Annotated in this window: 22 protein-coding genes; 12 read left to right on the plus strand and 10 right to left on the minus strand. The window is 72.5% G+C overall.

Going from position 1 to position 22325, the window contains the following annotated elements; translation table 11 throughout:
- Positions 1–68: 68 nt before the first annotated feature.
- From IO33_RS0112935 to IO33_RS0112955, 4 genes are all read left to right on the plus strand, one after another.
- The gene (locus tag IO33_RS0112935; RefSeq protein WP_031163946.1) at positions 69–1166 is read left to right on the plus strand and encodes a hypothetical protein; all 1098 of its coding nucleotides are present in this window, start codon (positions 69–71) and stop codon (positions 1164–1166) included.
- A gap of 51 nt (positions 1167–1217) precedes the next feature.
- The gene (locus IO33_RS0112940) at positions 1218–1475 is read left to right on the plus strand and encodes a DUF6400 family protein (protein WP_031163948.1); all 258 of its coding nucleotides are present in this window, start codon (positions 1218–1220) and stop codon (positions 1473–1475) included.
- The gene (locus IO33_RS0112945; RefSeq protein WP_037685361.1) at positions 1462–1719 is read left to right on the plus strand and encodes a hypothetical protein; all 258 of its coding nucleotides are present in this window, start codon (positions 1462–1464) and stop codon (positions 1717–1719) included. The genes IO33_RS0112940 and IO33_RS0112945 overlap by 14 nt, the downstream gene beginning before the upstream one ends.
- 374 nt (positions 1720–2093) lie before the next feature.
- Complete coding sequence (locus IO33_RS0112955; protein WP_031163953.1) at positions 2094–2822, plus strand: type 1 glutamine amidotransferase family protein; 729 nt, start codon at positions 2094–2096, stop codon at positions 2820–2822.
- 302 nt (positions 2823–3124) lie between these two features.
- Here IO33_RS0112955 and IO33_RS0112960 read toward each other — a convergent pair whose 3' ends face one another.
- Positions 3125–4171, minus strand: a complete 1047-nt coding sequence (locus IO33_RS0112960) for an NAD(P)-dependent alcohol dehydrogenase (RefSeq protein WP_031163955.1) — start codon at positions 4169–4171, stop codon at positions 3125–3127.
- Between the two features lie 169 nt (positions 4172–4340).
- On the opposite strand from IO33_RS0112960, the gene IO33_RS0112965 reads away from it, so the two are divergent.
- Positions 4341–5234 (plus strand): helix-turn-helix domain-containing protein, encoded by an 894-nt coding sequence (locus IO33_RS0112965; RefSeq protein WP_031163957.1) that lies wholly within the window; start codon positions 4341–4343, stop codon positions 5232–5234.
- A gap of 78 nt (positions 5235–5312) precedes the next feature.
- Here IO33_RS0112965 and IO33_RS0112970 read toward each other — a convergent pair whose 3' ends face one another.
- From IO33_RS0112970 to IO33_RS0112980, 3 genes are all read right to left on the minus strand, one after another.
- A complete protein-coding gene (locus tag IO33_RS0112970; RefSeq protein WP_031163960.1) occupies positions 5313–8612 on the minus strand; it encodes a S8 family peptidase in 3300 nt (1099 codons plus the stop codon).
- A 305-nt stretch (positions 8613–8917) separates the two neighbouring features.
- Positions 8918–10165, minus strand: a complete 1248-nt coding sequence (locus tag IO33_RS0112975; protein ID WP_031163962.1) for a L,D-transpeptidase — start codon at positions 10163–10165, stop codon at positions 8918–8920.
- Positions 10166–10393: 228 nt separating this feature from the next.
- Entirely contained in the window at positions 10394–10738 is a 345-nt protein-coding gene (locus IO33_RS0112980; RefSeq protein ID WP_037685281.1) for a hypothetical protein, read from the minus strand.
- A 109-nt stretch (positions 10739–10847) separates the two neighbouring features.
- Here IO33_RS0112980 and IO33_RS0112985 point away from each other — a divergent pair, with 109 nt between their 5' ends.
- Positions 10848–11168: a hypothetical protein gene (locus IO33_RS0112985; RefSeq protein ID WP_031163966.1), complete on the plus strand. Its 321-nt coding sequence runs from the start codon at positions 10848–10850 to the stop codon at positions 11166–11168.
- Between the two features lie 42 nt (positions 11169–11210).
- Complete coding sequence (locus IO33_RS0112990) at positions 11211–11975, plus strand: hypothetical protein (protein WP_031163968.1); 765 nt, start codon at positions 11211–11213, stop codon at positions 11973–11975.
- A 54-nt stretch (positions 11976–12029) separates the two neighbouring features.
- On the opposite strand, the gene hutH is transcribed toward IO33_RS0112990, so the two are convergent.
- The 3 genes from hutH to IO33_RS0113005 all read right to left on the minus strand — a co-directional run bounded on the left by hutH (position 12030) and on the right by IO33_RS0113005 (position 15706).
- Positions 12030–13568: a histidine ammonia-lyase gene (gene hutH, locus IO33_RS0112995; protein ID WP_031163971.1), complete on the minus strand. Its 1539-nt coding sequence runs from the start codon at positions 13566–13568 to the stop codon at positions 12030–12032.
- 88 nt (positions 13569–13656) lie between these two features.
- Entirely contained in the window at positions 13657–14799 is a 1143-nt protein-coding gene (locus tag IO33_RS0113000; RefSeq protein WP_031163972.1) for a GGDEF domain-containing protein, read from the minus strand.
- Between the two features lie 112 nt (positions 14800–14911).
- Positions 14912–15706: an enoyl-CoA hydratase/isomerase family protein gene (locus IO33_RS0113005; RefSeq protein ID WP_031163973.1), complete on the minus strand. Its 795-nt coding sequence runs from the start codon at positions 15704–15706 to the stop codon at positions 14912–14914.
- A gap of 196 nt (positions 15707–15902) precedes the next feature.
- Between IO33_RS0113005 and IO33_RS0113010 the strand changes: the two genes are divergently transcribed.
- Positions 15903–16505, plus strand: a complete 603-nt coding sequence (locus IO33_RS0113010; RefSeq protein ID WP_245235772.1) for a hypothetical protein — start codon at positions 15903–15905, stop codon at positions 16503–16505.
- A gap of 52 nt (positions 16506–16557) precedes the next feature.
- On the opposite strand, the gene IO33_RS0113015 is transcribed toward IO33_RS0113010, so the two are convergent.
- Entirely contained in the window at positions 16558–17670 is a 1113-nt protein-coding gene (locus IO33_RS0113015) for an adenylate/guanylate cyclase domain-containing protein (protein ID WP_031163977.1), read from the minus strand.
- Between the two features lie 304 nt (positions 17671–17974).
- The gene (locus IO33_RS0113020; RefSeq protein ID WP_031163980.1) at positions 17975–18835 is read right to left on the minus strand and encodes a biotin--[acetyl-CoA-carboxylase] ligase; all 861 of its coding nucleotides are present in this window, start codon (positions 18833–18835) and stop codon (positions 17975–17977) included.
- A gap of 110 nt (positions 18836–18945) precedes the next feature.
- Here IO33_RS0113020 and IO33_RS0113025 point away from each other — a divergent pair, with 110 nt between their 5' ends.
- From IO33_RS0113025 to IO33_RS0113040, 4 genes are all read left to right on the plus strand, one after another.
- The gene (locus IO33_RS0113025) at positions 18946–20547 is read left to right on the plus strand and encodes an acyl-CoA carboxylase subunit beta (protein WP_031163982.1); all 1602 of its coding nucleotides are present in this window, start codon (positions 18946–18948) and stop codon (positions 20545–20547) included.
- 9 nt (positions 20548–20556) lie between these two features.
- Complete coding sequence (locus IO33_RS0113030) at positions 20557–20766, plus strand: acyl-CoA carboxylase epsilon subunit (RefSeq protein ID WP_031163985.1); 210 nt, start codon at positions 20557–20559, stop codon at positions 20764–20766.
- A 109-nt stretch (positions 20767–20875) separates the two neighbouring features.
- Entirely contained in the window at positions 20876–21004 is a 129-nt protein-coding gene (gene mmpB / locus IO33_RS53525; RefSeq protein WP_280921788.1) for a morphogenic membrane protein MmpB, read from the plus strand.
- Between the two features lie 26 nt (positions 21005–21030).
- Positions 21031–21648, plus strand: coding sequence for a Maf family protein (locus tag IO33_RS0113040; RefSeq protein ID WP_031163987.1), 618 nt, complete (start codon positions 21031–21033; stop codon positions 21646–21648).
- On the opposite strand, the gene IO33_RS0113045 is transcribed toward IO33_RS0113040, so the two are convergent.
- Complete coding sequence (locus tag IO33_RS0113045; RefSeq protein WP_390985084.1) at positions 21620–22198, minus strand: hypothetical protein; 579 nt, start codon at positions 22196–22198, stop codon at positions 21620–21622. The two genes, IO33_RS0113040 and IO33_RS0113045, sit on opposite strands and share 29 nt — an antisense overlap.
- Positions 22199–22325: the final 127 nt, after the last annotated feature.

Here is a 22325-nt window from a genome sequence, read left to right on the forward strand (position 1 = left end):
CGGCAACGACCGCCGACCCACCACCCACCACCCACCACCGACCACCGACGAACGGATCGAACCCTGCGATGACCGTCCTCCTGTGGATCCTGGGGATCCTGGCCCTTCCCGTCGTGATCGCCGCCGTGTGGTTCACCGGCGTGTTCGTGAAGGAACTCTTCTCGCCCAGCCCTCCCGGCCCCGACGAGGCGGAACAGGCCGCGCAGCGGCTCGGCCTGCTGCCCGCCGAGGAGCAGGACACCGAGCACGCCGCGCCGCTGCCCGAGGAGTGGTCGGCCGCTGTCACCGCGGTGCGCGGCGGCGACTGGCGGCCCGCCGCCGAGCTGCTCGGCGACATCGGCCGGGACTGGGAGCGCCGTTCGACGGTCACCGCGCTGCTGGGCACGATCGCGGCCGAGGAGGACGCCTGGCTCCTGGCCTGGGAGGCGGCACGCCCCGAGGACCCGGACGCGGCCGTGGTCAGGGCACAGAGCACCGTGTACCTGGCCTGGGAGCTACGCGGTTCGCTGCTGGCCGAGAACACGACGCGAGAGCAGTTCGACGGCTTCCACCGCATGCTGGCCGCCGCGCGTGAGGAGATCGCGCGGGCGGCCGCGCTGAACCCCGACGACCCGACGCCGTACATCGTGGAGATCTGGGTGGCGCTGGGACTCGGCTACCCGCACGCGGAGATGGACAAGCTGTGGGCGCAGATCACCACGCGTGCCCCGCACCACTACGGCGCCCACTACGCGGCGCTGCAGTACTGGTGCGCGAAGTGGCGGGGGTCCGAGGAGCTGGCGTTCGAGTTCGCCGAGCGGGCGGCGGCCGAGGCGCCGGTGGGCAGTCTGCTGACGGTGCTGCCGCTGGTCGCGCACTACGAGCACGACAGATCGACCGATGTCGCGGCCGACGGCACGCCCGAGATGGTGGCCCGGGTCGACGCGGGCCTCGCGGACGCGGCGGCAGCGGCAGCCGTGGATCCCGGCCGGCCGGGCCTCGCCCAGCTGCGCCACCTGCTGGCGTTCTACCTGCACCTGCAGGACCGGCACGAGGCGGCGCTGGAACAGTTCAAGCTGGTCGACGGGTATGTGGACGCGGTGCCGTGGAGCTACCGGGGCGACGGGGCGGCGGCGTACTACTGCCGGGTGCGCAACGAGACGGCGCGGGCCGTCGACCTGCTGTGATGTGTCCCACCCGCTCTTGTCACGACGGGAAGGCGTACCTATGTTCGCCATATGTCCGCCCAAGACACCCCCCTTCCCGCCGAACCGGTCGACTTCGCCGTCGATCTCACCGGCCATGAGATGACCCGGCGGGCCCACGTCATGGAGGCGCTCGGGGCCGGCTGGGACCCCGTCGAGGCACTGCGCGGCGAGGAGGAGGCGTACGACATGCTGTACTCCGGGCTCGACCCGGAGCAGCAGCGGCTGTACGACGACCTCGTCGCGGCCGGTGTCCTCCCGCGGCGCGGGGACGGCCGTGCTTCCGCTTGATCCCCAGGCGGACATCGGGCGCCGCGCCTGGGTGACCTGCCCGAACTGCGCGGACCACCGGGGCTGCGCCACGTGCGAGCAGCGCCGCAGGTGCTCGCGGCACTGGCGCTATCTGCTCACCAACACCGGCAGCCTCCTGCACCTGCAGTGCCCCTCGTGCAGGCATGTCTGGGACCACGAGACGGGCTTCGGGGCCACCCGCACCCGCTGGGCGCGCAGGAGCAGCGGTCTGCGCCCCCAGTGAGGAGCCCGCCGTCGCGCGCCGTGTGCCGTGCGCGTGTGCCGGGCCGACGTGCCGGTGCGGTCGTTGCCTCCGGCAGGGGTGGTGATCACCGTGGACGGGATGATCCTCGTTCCGGGCTGGATCTGGCGACGGGGGCCGACGGACGACCCCTGACCGCGAGCCAGCGGACTCCCCCTGACCGGGAGCCGGTGAACGCCCCCTGACCGGGCGACGACCGACGACCCCCCGAGCGCAGGACCACGGACGCCCCCCGGCGGCAACGCGGCCGCGCTGCTGGGGGGCGGCGGCGCGGACCGGCCGGTAAATCCGGCGACGGCGGCGGCCTCTCCCCCGTACATTCGCCGCTCGCGGAACGACAAGGGGAGGCAACGGGGATGAGCACGTTTCTGATCGGCGGCGGATGGAACACGGCCGAGGTGTACGAGCCGTTCGTCCGTGCGGTCGGCGAGGATCGGCGCGTCGGGTGTCTGATCGTCGACGAGGGGGACGGGGCGGCGCAGTTCGAGCGGTACGCCGGCGCGCTGCGGAAGGCGGGGCCGTGCACGCCCGTGCCGTTGTTCGTGCCGCTCGGCGGCCGGTTCGAGCCGGAGGAGGCGCTGGAGGACGCGCCGGACGCGATCGGCGGACTGCTGGTGTGCGGTGGTCTGACGCCCGCCTATCAGGAGGCGCTCGCGGACTGCCGAGAGCGGCTGGCGGGGCTGCTCGCCGGTCGCGGGATGCCGTACGCGGGCTTCTCCGCCGGTGCCGCCGTGGCCGCCCGACGGGCGGTGGTCGGCGGGTGGCTGGTGGACGGGGTGCCGGTGTGCCCGGAGGAGACCGGGGAGGATCTGGCGGAGGTCGAGGTGCGGGCGGGGCTCGGGCTGGTGCCGTTCGCGGTGGACGTCCACGCGGCACAGTGGGGGACGCTGGCGCGGCTGGTCGGGGCCGTCGCGCGCGGGGAGGTGCCGTACGGGGTCGCCGTGGACGAGAACACGCTGGTCACCGTGGAGGGCGGGGAGGCCCGGGTCGCCGGCCGGGGGCGCGTCCATGTCGTACGGCCGGACGGCGGCGGGGGTGTGCTCGTGCGGGCCTGCCGGGCCGGGGAGGGGTTCGCCGTGGAGTAGGGGGCCGGGTCGGACGGGAGCCCGGGGTGAATCCGGTCAAGAGCAGCCAAGGTGGGCCTTGGCAAGTGATCGGAGTGCGCGTCGTGCGTGCGCGAGTCCGCCGGCGACGGACACGGCGGGCAGGGCGCGGGGGGAGTCCGCCACGCCGGTGGACGGCGTGGCGCCGACCGCGCCCTGCCCGCCGTCTCACCCGCACCCGCACCCTGCCGCCGCTGGAGATGCCGGTCGGCGCGCTCACCCCCTGGTCGGCGGGCCGTATCTGCTGTGACTGCCGGGCCGCCGGCGCACGCCCGCCCGAGGCGTCAGATCGTGGCCGTGTCGATCACGAAGCGGTAGCGGACGTCGCTGTTCACGACCCGCTCGTACGCCTCGTTGATCTGGTCGGCGCGGATCAGTTCGATCTCGGCGCCCAGGTGGTGCTCGGCGCAGAAGTCGAGCATCTCCTGGGTCTCCGGGATGCCTCCGATGCCGGAGCTGCTGATGCTGCGGCGGTGGCCGAACACCGAGGAGAGCAGGATGTTCACCGGCTCCTCGGGGATGCCGACGTTCACCAGCGCACCGTCGGTGCGCAGCAGGGACAGGTAGGCGTCGAAGTCCAGCGGCGCCGAGACCGTGTTCAGGATGATGTCGAAGGTGCCCTTGAGGTCCTCGAAGGTCTTCGGGTCGCTGGTGGCGTGGTAGTGCGTGGCGCCCAGCTTCAGTCCGTCGTCCTTCTTGCGCAGGGACTGGGAAAGGACCGTGACCTCCGCGCCGAGGGCGGCGGCGATCTTCACTCCCATGTGCCCGAGGCCGCCCAGGCCGACGACCGCGACCCTCTTGCCCGGACCGGCGTTCCAGTGCCTGAGGGGCGAGTAGGTGGTGATGCCGGCGCACAGCAGCGGGGCGGCCACGTCGAGGGCGAGGCCGTCGGGGATGCGGACGACGTAGTTCTCGTCGACGACGATCTTGTGCGAGTAGCCGCCGTAGGTGGGCTGCCCGTCCTTGCCGACGGAGTTGTACGTCCAGGTCGGGCCGCCTCCGGTGCAGTACTGCTGCAGACCGGCCCTGCAGTTGTCGCACTCCCGGCAGGAGTCGACCATGCAGCCGACGCCCACACGGTCGCCGACGGCGTACTTCGTGACACCCGGGCCGACCTCGGAGACGACGCCCGCGATCTCGTGACCGGGCACCATCGGGAAGATCGCGGTGCCCCAGCCCTCCCGGGCCTGGTGGATGTCGGAGTGGCAGATACCGGCGAACTCGATGTCGATGAGGACGTCGAACTCGCCGACCGCGCGCCGCTCGATCGTGGTCCGCTCCAGCGGGGCCTTCGCGGCAGGCGCGGCGTAAGCAGCAACAGTGGTGGTCATGCCGGGGTTCTCCTAGCGATGTCATCGTGGCCGGCTGCCTTTCCGCCGGACACGCAATCACTCTCTCTCACGCTACGGCGCCCACCCAGACCACGCCTCTGCGTACGACTGCCGTGCCTACCACTGGCGGGGTCAGGCTCCCGTGCGTACGACCATGAATACTGGACGTATGGAGAACCACCCCCTGCCCGCCTCCCCGCCGCTGGACCGGCGGGCCGAGCTGAGCGAGTTCCTGCGCAGCCGGCGGGCCCGCCTGAAGCCGGAGGACGTCGGACTGCCCGACTTCGGCCGGCACCGGCGCGTGCCGGGGCTGCGCCGCGAGGAGCTCGCGCAGCTGGCGGGGGTCTCGGTGGCGTACTACACCCGCCTCGAACAGGGCAACGGGCGGAACGTCTCGGCGGAGGTCCTCGACTCGATCGCCCGGGCGCTGAGGCTGTCGGACGCCGAGCACGCGCACCTGACGCATCTGGCCAAGCCGAAGTCGCACAAGAAGAAGCCGTCGGCGCGCCAGCAGCAGGTCCGCTCCTCGCTGCGGCAGCTGCTGGACACGATGGACGGCGTGCCGGCGTACGTCGTGGGGCGCCGCTCGGAGATCCTCGCCTGGAACCGGATGGCGGCGGCGCTCTTCGGGGACTGGGCGGAGCTGCCGGCGGCGGAGCGCAACTGGGCCCGGCTGGTGTTCCTGCGCCCGGACTACCGCGACCTGTTCGTCGACTGGGAGCAGAAGGCGATCGACATCGTGTGCGCCCTGCGCATGGACGCGGGGTGCTATCCCGACGACCCGCGGCTGTCGGCGCTCGTCGGTGAACTCTCCGTCAAGAGCGAGGAGTTCCGCCGGCTGTGGGCGACCCACGACGTCAAGGAGAAGAGCCACGGCGTCAAGCGCCTGCACCATCCGCTGGTGGGCGACCTGTCCCTGAACTTCGAGTCGTTCCGCCTGACGGACGACACGGACCAGTCCCTGCTGACCTACCACGCCGAACCGGGCTCCCCGTCCGCCGACTCCCTGCGGCTGCTGGCCAGCTGGGGCACGGACGCGGCCCACGCGGTGCCGTCGGCCTAGCGTCCCGCCTCCGTACGGAAGGGGCACCCGAAGTCCATGACTCCGGGTGCCCCTCACCTCGTCAGGGAGCGCTGCGGCTCACTTGCCGAAGTACGCGTCGTAGATCGTGATCTGCGACGTGTCGCCCTTCCTGTCGGTGATCTCGGAGCGGAGGGAGAGGGACTTGCCCTTCGCCGGGTTCTCGACGGTGATCCTGCCGTGACGGACGTCGACCTTCGTGAACGTCCTGCCGTCGTAGGAGACGTACACGGCGAGGGACTTCAGGTTGCCGCCCGCCGCCGCGCCCTCCACGCCGACCGGGAAGGTGACGGCCCTGCCGGCCGTGACCCGGCTGTCCAGGCCGGTCGCGATGCCGTAGTGCGGGACGGAGGCGGGGAGCTGGACGGCGGTGCCGGAGGTCCTCCTGGAGCGGAAGGTCCAGGTCGCGTCGATCCGCGAGGAGGCCCGGGCGACCTTCGCCGAGCGCCGGACCGAGGTGGTCAGCTTGTACACGGCGTCACCGGCCGGAACCTTGAAGGGCGTGTCGCCCGACAGCGGGTCGCCGGTGGAGCCCACCTTGGTGCCGTCGCGGTACAGGGTCGTGTGCACCGAGGTGAAGGCCGAGGACCCGGCGTGCCTGGCGGAGTCGGCGAACAGCGGCAGCGCGCCGTAGATCTCGTTGCCGCTGCGGTAGAGGCCGAAGTCCTTGTTGACGTGCGGGCCGAACACCGCGGTGGCGACCTTCTTCGTGTAGCTGCGGCCGGCCTTGAAGGAGGACTGGCCGAGCGTGTACGCCGCGTCCGGCAGCGGGAAGCCGTCCTGGTCGACCCCGCCGTACTGGGTGAACTGCAGGTCCCACAGGACCCCGCCGCCGGCCGACAGGTGCAGGGTGCGGGTGCCGGGCAGCCGCTGCGGCAGGTCGATGGACGAGGCGCTCAGGCTGCCGGGCAGCCAGCCGGTGGCGCTGAGCGAGCCGGTCTTCCCGCGCGCGGAGGCGCCGAGCCCGGCCTTGACGGTGGCCAGCTCGCTCGCCCTGTAGTGCCGGGTGTAGCCGGTGGCGAGCCGTGTGACCGGGCCGCCGCTGGTGACGTCGTACTGCTCGCTCGTCCCCTTGGTCCAGTGGCCGTCCCACTGCTGGAACAGCTGTCCGGCGGGGAGCTTCGGGCCCAGGTGGGCGGTGCGGAAGTTCTTGTACGTGTCCAGGAACCAGCTGTAGCCGTACTCGTTGTCGCCGATCGTGAGGGTGTACCCCGGCGAGGCGAACTGCGAGGTCGCGCCCGGGGCCGGGACGGTGACGTCCACCGGCTCGGCCTCCCGCGCGTCGATCGTGAGGGTCTGCTTCCCGGCGACGGTCAGCTTCGGCCGGACGATCCAGTCGGTGCCGCCGGTGCCGTCCCGGTTCCCGAAGACGGAGGAGTTGAGCAGGTACGTGCCCTTGGGCACGCGCACCTTCACCGTGCCGGACGGGTCGTACGGGTTCAGCTCCGTGCCGTACGCGAGGCCGCCCACGCCGCTGAGGTCGGCGTTGTAGTACGGGGCCGGCTTGCCGTCACGGCCGATGAACTTCAGCGTGACGTCGTACGACTCCACCTCGCGCTGCACCGCGGCGGCCGTGCGGACCGTCTGGCCGGCGCCGGTCGCGGTCACGTACGCGGAGTAGGCGCCGTCGAGGGTGCCGCCCAGCCTGGTGTCGACGGTGAGGCCGACGGCGGCCCTGCCGTGCGCCGGGACCGTCACCTTCGTCGCGCCGAGCGTGAAGAAGCCCGCCGGGGCGGCGTGCCCCTCGGGGTCGGCGGCGGTGCTGCTCAGGGTGAGCGTGACGGCCTTGTCGCCGAGGTTGCGGTACGTCACCCGGCGGGTGACCGGCTTGTCGTCGGTGTGCGGCCACTGCTGCACACCGAAGTTCACCGAGACCGGGTCGGCGATGACGGTCTGCCGGTAGGCCCTGTCGACCGCGATACGGCCCGCACCCTGCTGGAACGGCGTGTAGGCGCCGCCCTTGGCGGAGCCGGTCAGCGCGCCCTTCAGCTCGGCGTAGCCCCAGCCGGGGTGCTCCTGCTTGAGGATCGCGGCGGCGCCCGCGACGTGCGGGGTGGCCATCGACGTGCCGGAGAGGGTCAGATAGCCCTCGGGCTTCTCACCGGCCTCCTTGTCGATGACGCTGCCCTTGGCCGCCGCGGCGGTGATGTCCACGCCGGGCGCGGTGACGTCCGGCTTGATGGCACCGTCGCCGATGCGCGGGCCGGTGGAGGAGAAGTCGGCGAGCCTGTCCTTCTTGTCGACGGCGCCGACGGTGAGCGCGGCGTCCGCGCTGCCCGGTGAACCGATCGACCGCGGTCCGTCGTTGCCCGCGGCGATCGCGAACAGGACGCCCTTGGTGGCGGAGAGCTTGTCGACCTCGGCCTCCAGGGGGTCGGTGCCGGGGCTGTCGGAGCCGCCGAGGCTGAGATTGACGACGGAGGCGCCCTGCGCGGCGGCCCACTCCATGCCGGCGAGGATGCCGGAGTCGTCACCGGAGCCGGTGTCGTCCAGGACCTTGCCATTCAGGATCTTGGCGTCCGGGGCGACACCCTTGTACGTGCCGCCCGATGCGGCGCCGGTGCCCGCCACGATGGAGGCGACGTGCGTGCCGTGCCCGAAGTGGTCGGTGGCGTCGGCCGCGGAGGTGAAGTTCCGGGACGCGGTCACCTGGTTCCTGAGGTCCGGGTGGCGGGTGTCCACACCGGTGTCCAGGACGGCGACCTTCACGCCCTTGCCGGTGTAGCCGGCCTTCCACGCGACGGGAGCACCGATCTGCGGCACGGACTTGTCGAGCGAGGCCCTGCGGACGCCGTCGAGCCAGACGTGCGCGATGCCGGAGGCGGCCCGGTCGCCGTGGGTGACGGCGTGCCACAGCCCGGCGGTGTCCGCGACCGGCGTCTGCACGGCGTCGGCGTCCAGGGCGGACAGGCTGCGGCGCAGGTGGCCCGCGTCCCGGACGGCCGCCTTGGCCGCCGCGGCGGGACCGCGGTAGCCGATGATGACCTTCAGGCCGTCCTTCTGGGCCCTGCGGGTGGCGGCCTTGTCCAGCTCGGTGACGTCGAACAGGCGCTGGTCCAGCGTGCCGGAGGACAGCAGGCGGGCCGCGTCGGCCGGGACGACCAGGGTGTGGCCCTTGGTCCTGCGGACCTGGAAGGGTATGTGCTCGCGGCCCTTGGCCCGCTGCAGGCCGACGATCCGGCCCTTGGCGTCCAGGGCGACACGGTCACCGGTGATGAGGGTGACATGGGTCCCGGCGGTGAGCGCGGAGACGGCGGTCGGGGTGCGCTCCGCGGGCCTCGCCGACGCCGGGCTGGTCATACCCGCGGCGAGGGCGACGGCTGCGGCCGTGGCGACACCGGCCGCAGCAGCTCTTTTCACTTGTCTGGGCAAGTTCTCCCCCTGGAGACGGAGTACCGGGCGAATTTCCCGTTCACCCGGCGGGGGGGTGGTGTCGTACATCCGCACGCCACCCCCCGGGCCACGCAGTATGCCGGGGGGTGATCAGACGGCTCAACCCCGCGAAGTTCCGTGCCGGCGCGGGGCGTTGAGAGCGGCAGGCGCCGGCGTTCTCCTTCGCCGTGATCCGTCCCCTGGATGAGAAGGCTGTGGCCCCACGCACAAGGGGCCCGGAAACGCCGGTGCCGCCCCCCGAGGGGGGCGGCACCGGAGGGATCGAGAGGGCGTCAGACGGCCGAGCCGGCCTTCCACTGGGCCCAGCTCATGTTCCAGCCGTTGAGGCCGTTGTCGGGGGAGACCGTCTTGTCGCCGGTGTTCTGGACGACGACCACGTCACCGATCAGCGAGTGGCTGTAGAACCAGGCCGCCGGCGTGTTCGGGTCGTCCGCGCCCTTCTTGTCCTGCAGACCGACGCAGCCGTGGCTGGTGTTGACGCCGCCGAAGACGGACGGGGCACCCCAGTAGTTGCCGTGGATGAAGGTGCCGGAGTTGGTCAGGCGCATGGCGTGCGGCACGTCCTTGATGTCGTACTCGCCCTTGCCGTCGCCGTCCTTGAAGCCGACCGTCGCGCCGTTCATGCGGGTCTGCTTGAACTTCTCCGAGATCACCATCTGGCCCTGGTAGGTGGTGTGCTCGGGGGCGCCGGCGGAGATCGGGATGGTCTTGACGACCTTGCCGTCCTGCGTGACCTTCATCTGCTTGGTCTTCGCGTCGACGTAGGAGACCTGGTTGCGGCCGATGTGGAAGGTGACCGTCTTCTGCTGGATGCCGGTGACGCCGGGCGCGCCCTCGACGCCGTCGAGCGCGAGCTTCAGCGTGACGGTGGAACCCGCCTTCCAGTACTGGTCCGGGCGGCAGTCCATGCGGTTGGCGCTGAACCAGTGGCAGGCGACCTCCTGGCCGCTGCTGGAGGTGACCGTGACGCCCTTCTGCACGGCCGCCTTGTTGGTGATCGCCTTGTCGAAGTTGAGCGAGACCGGCATGCCGACGCCGACGGTCGCGCCGTCGTCCGGGGTGAAGGTGCCGATGAAGCTGTTGGCCGGGGAGACCGTGGTGAAGGACGCGTTCTCGTTGGCTATGCGGCCCTCGGAGTCCTTGGCCTGCGCGGCGATCTTGTAGGTGGTGGAGCGCTGCAGCTGGACGGTCGGCTTCCAGCTCTTCCGGTCGGCGGAGAGCTGCCCGGCGACGGCCCTGCCGTCCTGGGTGGTCATCGTGACGCCGGTGAGCGTGCCCTTGGCGACCGTGACGCCGGCCGAGTTGTTGATGGAGGCGTTGTCCGAGCCGTCCCTGGGCGTGATGGTGATCTGGGCCACGGACGACTTCTTGGCCGCCGCCTCGTCGGCCTTCGCCTGCGAGCTGCTTCCCTTGTCGGACGCCTTGGCGTTGCCGCCGCCGGAACAGCCCGTGAGTGCCAGCACACCACCGAGCAGCGCGGACGCGACCATCAGGCCCCTGGTCCGCTTACTGTCCGTCATCACACGCTTCTCCATCGTTGCCGAAATCGTGAAACCCCCGAGGCCCCCGTTGCGAACCCTCCACGCTACGGGCGATCCATCCCTTTTCACATGGTTCACATGTGTTAGGCGCACCACGCCGGCCACGGTGGCCCGAGGCGGGTGGTGCGGAGTCGTCCGTGCGCCCCCCTGGGACGACGAAACCCCGGACGGCGGTTGCCGTCCGGGGTCATGGGTGCCCCGGGACGCTCAGCCGATGCCGTCCTCTTCCTCGTCGTCCTCCCCATCATCCTCGTCTAGATCCCAGTCGGGCGAGTCCGGGTCGTAGTCGATCCGCTCGCTCGACCAGGAGGCCTGCTGGAGCTCCACCCCGGGCACCTCGCTGACCAGGTCGAACGGGTCCACGAGATACGCAAGGGCCTCGGCGGTGTCTTCCGTCACAGCCGCCTCGGCCTGCGACCGCTCCGCCTCCGGAAGCTCCGGATCCCGGGCGAGCCGGCGCAGCGCGGCCTTGGTCACCTCGTCCTCGTCCTGCACTTCGAGGACCACATCCACGCGAAGCCGTACAAAACGTGATGTCTCTTCAGCGTTCATGGCGGGAGAGTACGACCGAAACCTCCCGTGACTTTCCTGTGACCCGCTACTTTCACTAACATCGCCCCCCACGGCCAATTCGCCAGCGTCACAAGGGGATCGATATTCCGTGTCACCCGCTCGCCGTCCGCTGCTGACCGCCACCGCTGCGGGCACCCTGCTGTGCGCGCTGTGGTTCGTCCCGTCCGCGAACGCGTCGCAGGACTCGGCCAGAGCGCATGCGGAAACCTCCACGACCCGTATGACACAGCAGGCCAGGGCGGTGTCGCAGGCGGCCGCGGACAGCGCACGGGACGCGGCGGACGACACCGAACTCGCCGACACCGGAAGCCCGGACACCACGCCGTACGTCGTGGGCGGCACCCTCTTCCTCGGGGTGGGCGCCGGCTTCGTGCTCTATTCGGTGCGCCGCGAACGCATGGGCTTTTAATTCTCCTTGACGATCCTTTGACGGCCCGCACATAGTTCGCCCATGAAGAGATCATCGGGCGTACGGCTGTGCGCCGCCGTGGCTGTGAGTGCGCTGTCGTTCGCCCTTGTCACCGGCTGCTCCCAGGGGGACGCGGAGAAGTCCGGTACGGCCGCGAAGGCGCTGAGCGCCGCGGAGTTGAAGAAGCGGATCATCGCCGCGGGCGAGGTGCCCGGGTACCAGGTGGGGCCCGTGCCGGCCGCCCGCGCCAAGGCGATCACGACCGACAGCGCGCCGTGCCGGCCCCTGGTCCGCGTGATGAGCGCGCTCCCGCCGGCCGAGGCGGCGGCGAAGACCGACCGGCTGGCGATGGAGAACCCGAAGAAGTCCCCCTCGGCCAAGCCGACCTCGCTGGACGACCTCGACGGGAAGAAGTTCGAGGAGACGATGCACAGGTCCCTGGACCGGGACGTCACCACGGTCACCCTCGCCTCGTACGACGGGAACGGCGCGGAGCAGGCCCTCGCGTCGGTCTCCGCCGCGGTCAAGGCCTGCGGAAGCGGCTTCCCCGCCCAGCAGGCGGGCACGAAGGTGCGGTTCACCAAGGTCGCCGCGGAGAAGGCGGTGGACACCGGGGACGGGGCGGCGGCGTTCACCGCGACGATGGGCTCGGACGACGGGGACGCGGCGCCCGTCCACGCCGAGGTCGTCCGGCTCGGGAACACCCTGTCGGTCTACTTCACGTCGAACCTGGGCGCGATGATGGGCAAGAAGGCGTACGCGGTCTCGCCGGAGGTCGTCAAGGCCCAGCAGGCCAAGCTGAAGTGACACGAGGACAGGGGCCCCGCACGCGGCGGGGCCCCTGTCTGCTGCGCCGGGACGTTACTGCAGCGGGCCGGTGACCGACTCCGCCGCGGTGACGAGGTGGCCGCCGCGCACGAACGCGTCGGCGGCGGCCAGGTCGGGCGCCAGGAACCGGTCCGGGCCCGGGCCCTGCACACCGGCGGCGCGCACGGCCTCGATGACGGCCCGGGACGCCGGCGCCGGGGTGAGGCCCTCGCGCAGCTCGATGGCGCGGGTGGCCGCGTACAGCTCGACGGCGATGATCCGGGCCAGGTTGCCCACGGCGGTGCGCAGCTTGCGCGCGGCCGACCAGCCCATGGAGACGTGGTCCTCCTGCATGGCGGAGGACGGGATGGAGTCCGCGGAGGCGGGTACGGCCAGCCGCTTCATCTCGCTGACCAGCGCGGCCTGCGTGTACTGGGCGATCATCAGCCCGGAGTCGACGCCGGCGTCGTCGGCGAGGAACGGCGGCAGGCCGTGGCTGCGGTTCTTGTCCAGCAGCCGGTCGGTGCGGCGCTCGGCGATGGAGCCGAGGTCGGCCGCGGCGATGGCGAGGAAGTCCAGGACGTAGGCCACGGGCGCGCCGTGGAAGTTGCCGTTGGACTCCACACGGCCGTCGGGCAGCACGACCGGGTTGTCGACGGCGGAGGCGAGTTCCCGCTCGGCCACGAGGCGGGCGTGCGCCATGGTGTCGCGTCCGGCACCGGCGACCTGCGGGGCGCAGCGCACCGAGTAGGCGTCCTGGACGCGCGGCGCGTCGTCCTGGTGGTGCCCGGTGAGCTGGGAACCCCGCAGCACGGCGAGCATGTTGGCGGCGGAGGCGCCCTGGCCCGGGTGCGGACGGATGGCGTGCAGCTCGGGGGCGAGCACCTTGTCCGTGCCGAGCAGCGCCTCCAGGCTGAGCGCGGCGGTGATGTCGGCGGACTTGTAGAGGGTGTCGAGGTCGGCGAGGGCCATGACCAGCATGCCGAGCATGCCGTCGGTGCCGTTGAGGAGGGCGAGGCCCTCCTTCTCGCGCAGCTCGACGGGCTGGATCCCGTGCTCGGCGAGCAGCTCACCGGCGGGCCGGACGGCGCCGTCGGGGCCTTCCGCCTCCCCCTCGCCCATGAGGGTCAGGGCGCAGTGGGACAGCGGGGCCAGGTCGCCGGAGCAGCCGAGGGAGCCGTACTCGTGCACGACCGGGGTGATCCCGGCGTTCAGCACGTCGGCCATGGTCTGCGCGACCTCGGGCCGGACGCCGGTGTGCCCGGAGCAGACCGTCTTCAGGCGCAGGAACATCAGGGCCCGTACGACCTCCCGCTCGACCCTCGGTCCCATGCCGGCGGCGTGCGAGCGGACGATGTTGCGCTGCAGCTGGGCGCGCAGTTCCTGGCTGATGTGCCGGGTCGCCAGGGCGCCGAAGCCGGTGGAGACGCCGTAGACCGGTTCCGGCTTGGCCGCCAGGGCGTCCACGATCTCGCGGGCCGCGGCGAGGGCCGCCACCGCCTGCGCCGACAGCTCGACGCGGGCACCGCCGCGCGCCACGGCGAGAACGTCGGACGCCGTGACACCGGACGTCCCCACCACCACAGTGTGCATATCCATATTCAGGAGCGTACGCATTGAATGCGGGGATGTCACTAGTGGCGGACGGGAGTGCCCCTTACCGAAGCGTGTGGGCTTCGCCTCACGGCCGGCGTCCGCGGAACCGGCGCCGCTCGGCCTGCGACGGCGGCGGCTCGTCGGCCAGCCGGACGACCGGATCCTGCGGCCCCTCCCGGCCCGCGACCACCGGCCGGTCCACGCGCAGGGCCTTGGCCCGGTACTGGGCCGCGTCGGCGAGCCGGAACAGCCGCCGGGCGTCGCGCACCTCCCCGATCGGGTCCTCGGTCGAGGCGATCCCGCACGCCACACCTTCCCCCAGCTCCAACTCCCCCGCCCTGCGGCACAGTTCGTCCGCCGCCTTGACGACGTCGTCGGCGGGCGGCCCGACCGCCAGCAGACAGAACTCGTCCCCGCCGAGCCGCGCGGCCAGCGCGCCCGGCACCATCGCCCCGCACAGCGACAGCACCGAGCCGAAACGCTCCAGGAGCCGGTCGCCCACGGCGTGCCCGAGGGTGTCGTTGACCCGCTTCAGCCCGTTGAGATCGCAGACGACGAGGCTGACGGCCGCGCCCTGTGTGCGGTGCCGCTCGACGGCCTCCTCCAGGCGCACGTCCACGGCCCGGCGGTTGGCGAGTCCGGTGAGGGCATCGGTGAACGCCAGCCGGCGGGCCTCCTCCAGCCGCTCGGTCTGGGCGAGCCCGGCGGCGACGACGGAGGCCAGCACGGTGGCGAAGTCGGCGTCGGCCCGGTCGAAGACGGGGGCGTCGACGGGACGGGCGACGTACAGCTCGCCCCAGGCCCGTCCGTGCAGCACGACGGGTGCGACGACACAGCAGCCGCGCCCCCTGCGGCGCAGGGCGGCGACGCGCTGGTGGAAGTAGCCGGGGGTGCCGGCGGCAGTCCCCTCGGCGGTCTCCACCCAGGCGTTGGCCCCGCCGCCGCCGGCCCACCGCTCGTGCAGGAACTCGGTGATCTCCGGGAACTGGTGCACCGGGTAGGCCTCGGACTCCGGGAACTCCTCCTCGTCCGGGCGCCGGTCCCCCACGTTCACGAGGACGCGCAGACGGCCCAGCTGCCGCTCCCACACCGACAGTGCGGCGAACCCGCCGTCCAGCGCCCGGCAGGCGCCGAACGCGGCGGCCTGCCACGTGTCACGCGGGGTGTGGGCCGCCGCCATCCCCTGCGCCAGCGCCACGACCGCGGCCAGCCGCCTGTCCTCGCCCATTACTCCAGGTTAGGGATGATTTGCGGGATTCGGGACGTGGGTGCGGCGATCAGGTGGCAGGCCCTCGCGGAACGCCGCCTGCGGGTCCCCCGTGGCCGCGGCGCGGGGCGCCCTACTCGCCCGGCCACTGCGGCTCGCGCTTCTCGTTGAACGCCGCCACGCCCTCCGCCCGGTCGCCCGAGAACGCCACGGAACGCCACGCCGCGTCCTCGACCTCAAGGCCCGCCCGCAGATCCAGCCCGTGCCCCAGGCGCAGTGCCCGCTTGGCGGCCCGCAGCCCGACCGGCGAGTTCCCGGCGATACGGGCGGCCAGCGCGAGGGCCTCCTCGCGGTCGCGCCCCGCGTCCACGACCTGGTCGACCAGCCCCAGCCCGGCCGCCTCCGCCGCCTCCACCCGCCGCGCCGAGAAGATCAGCTCCGCCGCCCGCGCCGCCCCGACCCGCCGCGGCAGCAGCTGCGTACCGCCGCCGCCCGGAATCACGCCCACGGACACCTCCGGCAGCCCCACCACCGCCGTACGGTCGGCCACGATCAGATCGCAGGACAGGGCCAGCTCGAAACCCCCGCCCAGCGCGAACCCGTGCACCGCCGCGATCGTCGGCATCGGCAGCTCCAGCACCCCGGTGTACGCCCCGCGCGCCACCGGCCGCTGCCGCAGCAGGTCCGCGTCGCTGAAGGAGTTCCGCTCCTTCAGGTCCGCCCCGACACAGAACGCCCGCTCATGGGACGAGGTCAGGACCACCACACGGGCGTCCCGGTCGGCGGCCAGAGCCGTGCACGCGCCGGCGAGGGAGCGGGCCATCTCCGTCGAGACGGCGTTCATGGCCTTGGGCCGGTCCAGCACCAGCTCCGCGACGTACCCGTGCCGCCGCACCAGCACGAACTCCCCGAACCGCTCCTCGCTCATGACACCCTCCGGCTGACGTGTTAACGCGTGTTAACGCACTGTCGGGCCGATCATCGCAGCCGTACCCGACCTCGGGAAAGCCCATGGGGCTACGCCCGTTCGAGTGACATCCCACCCGTCCCGCCCCACATCGCCCACAGGACCGCATAGCGTGCGTCCGCCACGGCACGCCCGGGGCACGGCGGGGAGGGGAACCATGTCAGAGGGGCCGGAGGGGCACGGCGAGCCGGCCGGGGCGTCCGCCGTACGACGCGGACGGCACCGCAAGCCACGCCCCCGCAAGGTGCTGCTCGCCGCCGGTGGGCTCGCCCTGGCCGCGGGCGCGCTCAGCCTGCTCCGGGTCACGCCGGACTCGGGGGTCGGAGTCCCGGGCACGGCGGAGGCCGAACCCCGCCCCGACGGGGGCGCCACGGACCACGCGGGAAACACCGCCGCCGCGGTCGCCGCGAGCCCCACCGCGCTGCCCTCGGCGACCTCCGTCATGGGCGGCCGCGCGCTCGTGCCGGCGGCCCCCGCTCCGGGCGGGGCCCGCACCGGCCCGGCCACGCCCACGGCACCACCCGGCAGCACCGCCGCGCCGAACGCCGCCCGCACCGGGCCGGCCTCCGCCCCGGGCACCCCGGCGCGCCCCTCGCCGACGACGTCCGCCCCGCCCCCGGCCCCGACGCCCTCCCGGCCCGCACCGGCCACCCCGGCGCCCACCCACGGCTCCGCGGACCCCGGCCCGGGCGGGCTGTGCGTACCGGTGCTGGGCCTGTGCGTGGACGCACACGGCCACTCCGGCCACTCCGGCCACTGAAGCGCTACGACGCTACGAAAGGACGGCCGGAGGCCGCGGGAGGCCTACGGCATCACGGCTGGCCGTCGCGGCGGGTCAGCAGCCAGGGCTCGACCACACCGAGCCCGCGGACCGGCCGCTGCCACATCGGCTGCAGCGCGAAGCGGTACACCGGCGGCTCCTCGCCCTCCTTCTCGGCGGCCGCCGCGGCCTCGGCCGCCTCGGCCTCGGAGGCGGGCGCCTCACCGGACCGGATCAGCTCCTCGGCGAAGGCACTGTCCACCAGCACGGCGTCCCGGGGGGCTATCGAGGTCAGCCGGGAGGCCAGGTTCACCGTCGTACCGAACACATCACCCATACGCGTGGTGACCGTGCCGAACGCCATGCCGACCCGCAGCTCCGGCATCGTCTCGTCGTTCGCCAGCGTCTCGACCAGCCGCAGCGCGATGTCCGCGGCGACACCGGAGTCGTCCGCCGCGTACAGCACCTCGTCGCCGAGGGTCTTGATCAGCCGGCCCCCGCGCGCGGCCACCAGGTCGGCGGCGGTCGTCTCGAACGCCTCGACCAGCTCGCCGAGCTCCTCCTCCTCCATCCGGCGGGTCAGCCGAGTGAACCCGACGAGGTCGGCGAAGCCGACGGCGAGCCGCCGGTCGACCATCTCCTCGTCGTCCGCCGACTGCACGACCCGTCCGGCCGAGGCGGCGAGCTGGCGGCGCCAGACGTAGACCAGGAACTCCTCCAACTCGGGCAGGAGCAGCTCGACGATCGGGTACGTCACCTCGGTGCGGGTCATTCCCGGCTCGGGCGGCTCGGTCAGGCCCTCCAGGAAGGAATCCATCTGCCACTCGGCCAACCGGGCGGTGGTCTGCCCGGTGGACCGGGCCACCTGCACCGCCATGGCCTCGCTCAGCAGCCCCGCCTCCACCAGACCGGCGAGGCGGCGCAGGGCCAGTACGTCGGCCTCGGTGAGCGCCTTCGCCTGGCCGATGTCGGCGAAGCCCATGGCCCGCCAGAACCGTGAGGCCAGCTCCATGGAGACGCCGGCGCTGCGGGCCGCCTGGAACGGGGTGTAGCGGCGCTCGGCGCCCAGGATGAGCTGTTCGAGGCGCAGGGCCAGCGGGTTCTCGCCCGGATCGGCGGCGTCCGCGTCCGCGCCCGCGCCGGAGCCCGTGTCGTCGACGGTCACGCCTGCTGCCCTTCCGATCTGCCGCGGTCACGTTTCGACCGGCCTCAACTCTACGGCAGGTGTGCGCCAGCTCACTCCGTAGGGTTCGGCCGACGGTTCACTTCCCGGTACCGGGTGCGCTGACCGGCGTCGGCGCCAGCCACCATGGGGGCTGCGGCCCCCAGCCCCCCGCATCGGCGCAGGTCCGGGATGCTCCCGCCCTTGCCGACCGCGGGTCCCGGGGGCTGATCGCGCAGTTCCCCGCGCCCCTGCGGGGGCGCTGCAGTCGCCGCATGCCTGAGCCGCGCCGCGGCTGCGGGCAGCGTCAGGCGGGGCGCAGATGGACGATGTCTCCCGCTCCCACCGGCTCCCGCGTCCCCTCCTGGGTCGCGAGGACGAGCCGGCCGTCCCCGTCGACCGCCACCGCCTCGCCCACGATCGAACGCTCCCCCGGCAGCTCGGCCCGCACCGTGCGCCCCAGCGTCGCGCACCCCGCCGCGTACGCTTCCTGAAGGCCACTGGCGGCAGGGTCCCCACCCGCCGCCCGCCAGCGCCCGTACCAGTCCTCCAACGACCGCAGCACCGCCCGCAGCAGCGGATCCCGGTCCGTGCCCGTCGCCCCGGCCAGCACCAGTGACCCCGCCTGCGGCACCGGCAGTTCGTCCGCCCGCAGCGTGACGTTGATGCCGACCCCGACGACCACCCCGTCGGTGCCGGCCCGCTCCGCGAGGATGCCCCCGGCCTTGCGCTCCTCGCCCTCCACCGTCACCAGCAGGTCGTTCGGCCACTTCAGGGCCGTGTCCACGCCCGCCGCCCGGGCCAGCCCGGTCGCCACGGCGACACCGGTGAGCAGCGGCAACCAGCCCCACCGCGCCACCGGCACCTCGACGGGCCGCAACAGCACCGAGAAGAAGAGGCCCGAGCGCGGCGGCGCCGTCCAGCGGCGGTCCAGCCGGCCCTTGCCCGCCGTCTGTTCCTCCGCCACCAGCACCGCGCCCTCACCGGCCCGGCCGGCGGCAGCCCGCGCCACCAGGTCGGAGTTGGTGGAGCCGGTGCGCTGCACCACGTCCACCTCGCGGTACAGACTTCCTTCCCGGACCAGTGCGCGCCGCAGTGCCACGGCGTTCAACGGAGGGCGGTCCAGGTCGGACCAGCGGCTGTCGTCTGATGCATTGTGCGGCGTCATGCAAGTCACCCTAGGTGTGGGAAACGCCGCACTGCCGACGCCCTGGCCCAGCACTACTCTACGGATGAGTAACCGTCCCCCCTTTTGAGCAGGCAGGGAGCCGCATCCCGATGTCCGAGCCGGAAGAGCGCCACGAGATCCAAGGGATCGACATTCACACGACCGCGGGCAAGCTCGCGGATCTCCAGCGTCGCATCCATGAGGCGACGCACGCCGGCTCGGAGCGCGCCGTCGAAAAGCAGCACGCCAAGGGCAAGCTGACGGCCCGTGAGCGGATCGAGCTGCTGCTGGACGAGGGGTCGTTCGTCGAACTCGACGAGTTCGCCCGGCACCGGTCCACGAACTTCGGGCTGGAGAAGAACCGGCCGTACGGCGACGGTGTCGTCACCGGGTACGGCACGGTCGACGGACGGCCGGTCGCCGTGTTCTCGCAGGACTTCACCGTCTTCGGCGGGGCGTTGGGCGAGGTCTACGGCCAGAAGATCGTCAAGGTGATGGACTTCGCGCTGAAGACCGGCTGCCCGGTCATCGGCATCAACGACTCCGGCGGCGCCCGGATCCAGGAGGGGGTCGCCTCCCTCGGCGCGTACGGCGAGATCTTCCGCCGCAACACCCACGCCTCCGGTGTCATCCCGCAGATCAGCCTCGTCGTCGGCCCCTGCGCCGGCGGAGCCGTGTACTCCCCGGCGATCACCGACTTCACGGTCATGGTCGACCAGACCTCGCACATGTTCATCACCGGCCCGGACGTCATCAAGACCGTCACCGGCGAGGACGTCGGCTTCGAGGAGCTGGGCGGCGCCCGTACGCACAACGCGACCTCCGGTGTGGCCCACCACATGGCCGGGGACGAGAAGGACGCCGTCGAGTACGTCAAGCAGCTGCTGTCATACCTGCCGTCCAACAACCTCTCCGAGGCCCCGGTCTTCCCCGAGGAGGCGGACCTCGCCGTCAGCGACGAGGACCGCGAGCTGGACACCCTCGTCCCGGACAGCGCGAACCAGCCGTACGACATCCGCACGGTGGTCGAACACGTCCTGGACGACGCCGAGTTCTTCGAGACGCAGGCCCTGTTCGCGCCGAACATCGTCACCGGGTTCGGGCGGGTCGAGGGCCACCCCGTGGGCGTGGTCGCCAACCAGCCGATGCAGTTCGCCGGCTGCCTGGACATCGACGCGTCCGAGAAGGCCGCCCGGTTCGTGCGCACCTGCGACGCGTTCAACGTCCCGGTGCTGACCTTCGTGGACGTCCCCGGCTTCCTGCCGGGCGTCGACCAGGAGCACACCGGCATCATCCGGCGCGGCGCCAAGCTGATCTACGCCTACGCGGAGGCGACGGTCCCGCTGATCACCGTCATCACCCGTAAGGCCTTCGGCGGCGCCTACGACGTCATGGGCTCCAAGCACCTCGGCGCCGACCTCAACCTGGCCTGGCCGACCGCGCAGATCGCCGTGATGGGCGCCCAGGGCGCGGTCAACATCCTGCACCGCCGCACCATCGCCGAGGCCGAGGACGTCGAGGGCACCCGCGCGCGGCTGATCCAGGAGTACGAGGACGCCCTCCTCAACCCGTACGTGGCGGCCGAGCGCGGCTACATCGACGCGGTGATCATGCCGTCCGACACCCGCTCCCACATCGTCCGGGGCCTGCGTCAGCTGCGTACGAAGCGGGAATCCCTGCCTCCGAAGAAGCACGGCAACATCCCCCTCTAAGGAGCCGCTGTGACCATCAGAGTCGTACGGGGCAACCCGACCCCGGAGGAGCTGGCCGCCGCACTGGCGGTGGTCCGCGCCCGCGCCGCGGCGGCTGCGGCCACGCCGTCCGGCGCGGAGGGCCCGAGGGACGCGTGGGCGGACCCGGGCAGGATCGCTTCGGTCCGCTTTCCCAAGCCGGGCCCGGCGTCGTGGACGCGGACCTACTGGCCGAGCTAGGGACACCCCCTGGGGGGCGCAGGGCACCGCGTACAGGGGCACAGCTCAGGGCGCCAATTGAGTACCGGTACTCAGGCACCCCGCCCGGCCGAGGCCCCACGCTGGTGGAATGCTCTGGTCAGACCCCGAAGACGAGCCGCCGAAGGACCTGCGCGACGCGCAGGACATGCTCCGGCGGCTCGGCTTCGTCATGGCGCTGGCCATGGTCCTGGCCATGCTCGTCCTCGGCCTGAGGTAGCGCGGCCACGCGGCTAACCTGACGGCATGACTGCCAAGCCACACCGCCGCTTGATCCTCGCCTCCCAGTCCCCCGCCCGCCTGGGTCTGCTGAGGCAGGCCGGCCTCGCCCCGGAGGTGATCGTCAGCGGGGTCGACGAGGACGCCGTCACCGCGCCCACCCCGGCGGAGCTGGCGCTCGCCCTGGCGGAGGCGAAGGCCTCGGTCGTGGCGGCGAAGCCTGAGGTGCAGGGCGCCCTGGTGATCGGCTGCGACTCGGTACTGGAGCTGGACGGGCAGGCCCTCGGCAAGCCCGCCGACGCCGAGGAGGCCACCGCCCGCTGGAAGGCCATGCGCGGGCGGGCCGGGACCCTCCAGACGGGTCACTGCATCTGGGACACGGCGGCCAAGCGGTACGTGTCCGGGACCGCCTCGACCGTCGTCCGCTTCGGTGAGCCCAGCGACGAGGAGATCGCCGCGTACGTGGCCTCCGGCGAGCCCCTCTACGTCGCCGGGGCCTTCACCCTGGACGGCCGTTCGGCGCCGTTCATCGAGGGCATCGAGGGCGACCACGGCAACGTGATCGGCATCAGCCTGCCCCTGGTGCGCAGGCTGCTGGCCGAACTGGGCGTCGGCATCACGGAGTTGTGGTCGCCGGACCGGTGATCTGGGCGGGCACCGAGTCGCGCGGCTCGTCGTGCCCGTCGTCCCGGCCACCCGGCTCGTCCGTACGCGGGCCCGGGACGGGCGCCGGGCCGGGCACCGCGGCCGGCTCGCTCTCGCCCTTCGGATCACCGTCCTGCCCCGCCCCACCGCCGGCGGGGCCGCGCTGCGGGCCGCCGTCACGGTCGTGCGTCATCAGGAGCAGGACGACCAGGCCGCCCACGACCACCATGGACAGGAACGCCGTCCAGCCGACCAGACCCCAGGCGAACGCGCCCAGCAGGCCGTGGACGACCGCCACGCTGATCAGCAGGACGCGGCCGAAGCCCGCGGGGGCGCGGTCGCGTATCGCGACCAGGACGGCCACCAGCGCGCACAGCGCGAAATAGAGCCCGAAGACGACACCGCCGATCTTCGAGGACGTGGCCATCACGGACGGGTCGAGGCCGGCCAGGGACATGTCCTGACGGTCGACCACCACCCCGAGGAACCAGTTCAGCGCGGCGATGATGACGCCCTCCGCCAGAAGGACGACCGCCACGACCCATGCCACCGGCCTGCGCACCACCGGTCCCCACCCACTCTCGAGCCAGCTGCTTGTTACCCCAGGTACGTTCGAGCCATGCGAACGCTACTAACGGGTAAACCCTGGGACAAGGGTTCGCGCGCCAGCAAAGAAT

The organism is Streptomyces durhamensis (assembly GCF_000725475.1).
Taxonomy (GTDB): Bacteria; Actinomycetota; Actinomycetes; order Streptomycetales; family Streptomycetaceae; genus Streptomyces; species Streptomyces filipinensis.

Bases quoted from the DNA above. Each gene is read 5' to 3' on its own strand.
- IO33_RS0113000 (WP_031163972.1), bottom strand. From the start codon at position 14,799: ATGGGCGAGGACAGGCGGCTGGCCGCGGTCGTGGCGCTGGCGCAGGGG.
- IO33_RS0113040 (WP_031163987.1), top strand. From the start codon at position 21,031: ATGACTGCCAAGCCACACCGCCGCTTGATCCTCGCCTCCCAGTCCCCC.
- mmpB (WP_280921788.1), top strand. From the start codon at position 20,876: ATGCTCTGGTCAGACCCCGAAGACGAGCCGCCGAAGGACCTGCGCGAC.
- IO33_RS0112955 (WP_031163953.1), top strand. From the start codon at position 2,094: ATGAGCACGTTTCTGATCGGCGGCGGATGGAACACGGCCGAGGTGTAC.
- IO33_RS0112990 (WP_031163968.1), top strand. From the start codon at position 11,211: ATGAAGAGATCATCGGGCGTACGGCTGTGCGCCGCCGTGGCTGTGAGT.
- IO33_RS0113010 (WP_245235772.1), top strand. From the start codon at position 15,903: ATGTCAGAGGGGCCGGAGGGGCACGGCGAGCCGGCCGGGGCGTCCGCC.
- IO33_RS0112965 (WP_031163957.1), top strand. From the start codon at position 4,341: ATGGAGAACCACCCCCTGCCCGCCTCCCCGCCGCTGGACCGGCGGGCC.
- IO33_RS0112940 (WP_031163948.1), top strand. From the start codon at position 1,218: ATGTCCGCCCAAGACACCCCCCTTCCCGCCGAACCGGTCGACTTCGCC.
- IO33_RS0113025 (WP_031163982.1), top strand. From the start codon at position 18,946: ATGTCCGAGCCGGAAGAGCGCCACGAGATCCAAGGGATCGACATTCAC.
- IO33_RS0112980 (WP_037685281.1), bottom strand. From the start codon at position 10,738: ATGAACGCTGAAGAGACATCACGTTTTGTACGGCTTCGCGTGGATGTG.
- IO33_RS0112975 (WP_031163962.1), bottom strand. From the start codon at position 10,165: ATGACGGACAGTAAGCGGACCAGGGGCCTGATGGTCGCGTCCGCGCTG.
- IO33_RS0113005 (WP_031163973.1), bottom strand. From the start codon at position 15,706: ATGAGCGAGGAGCGGTTCGGGGAGTTCGTGCTGGTGCGGCGGCACGGG.
- IO33_RS0112960 (WP_031163955.1), bottom strand. From the start codon at position 4,171: ATGACCACCACTGTTGCTGCTTACGCCGCGCCTGCCGCGAAGGCCCCG.
- IO33_RS0112935 (WP_031163946.1), top strand. From the start codon at position 69: ATGACCGTCCTCCTGTGGATCCTGGGGATCCTGGCCCTTCCCGTCGTG.
- IO33_RS0113020 (WP_031163980.1), bottom strand. From the start codon at position 18,835: ATGACGCCGCACAATGCATCAGACGACAGCCGCTGGTCCGACCTGGAC.
- hutH (WP_031163971.1), bottom strand. From the start codon at position 13,568: ATGCACACTGTGGTGGTGGGGACGTCCGGTGTCACGGCGTCCGACGTT.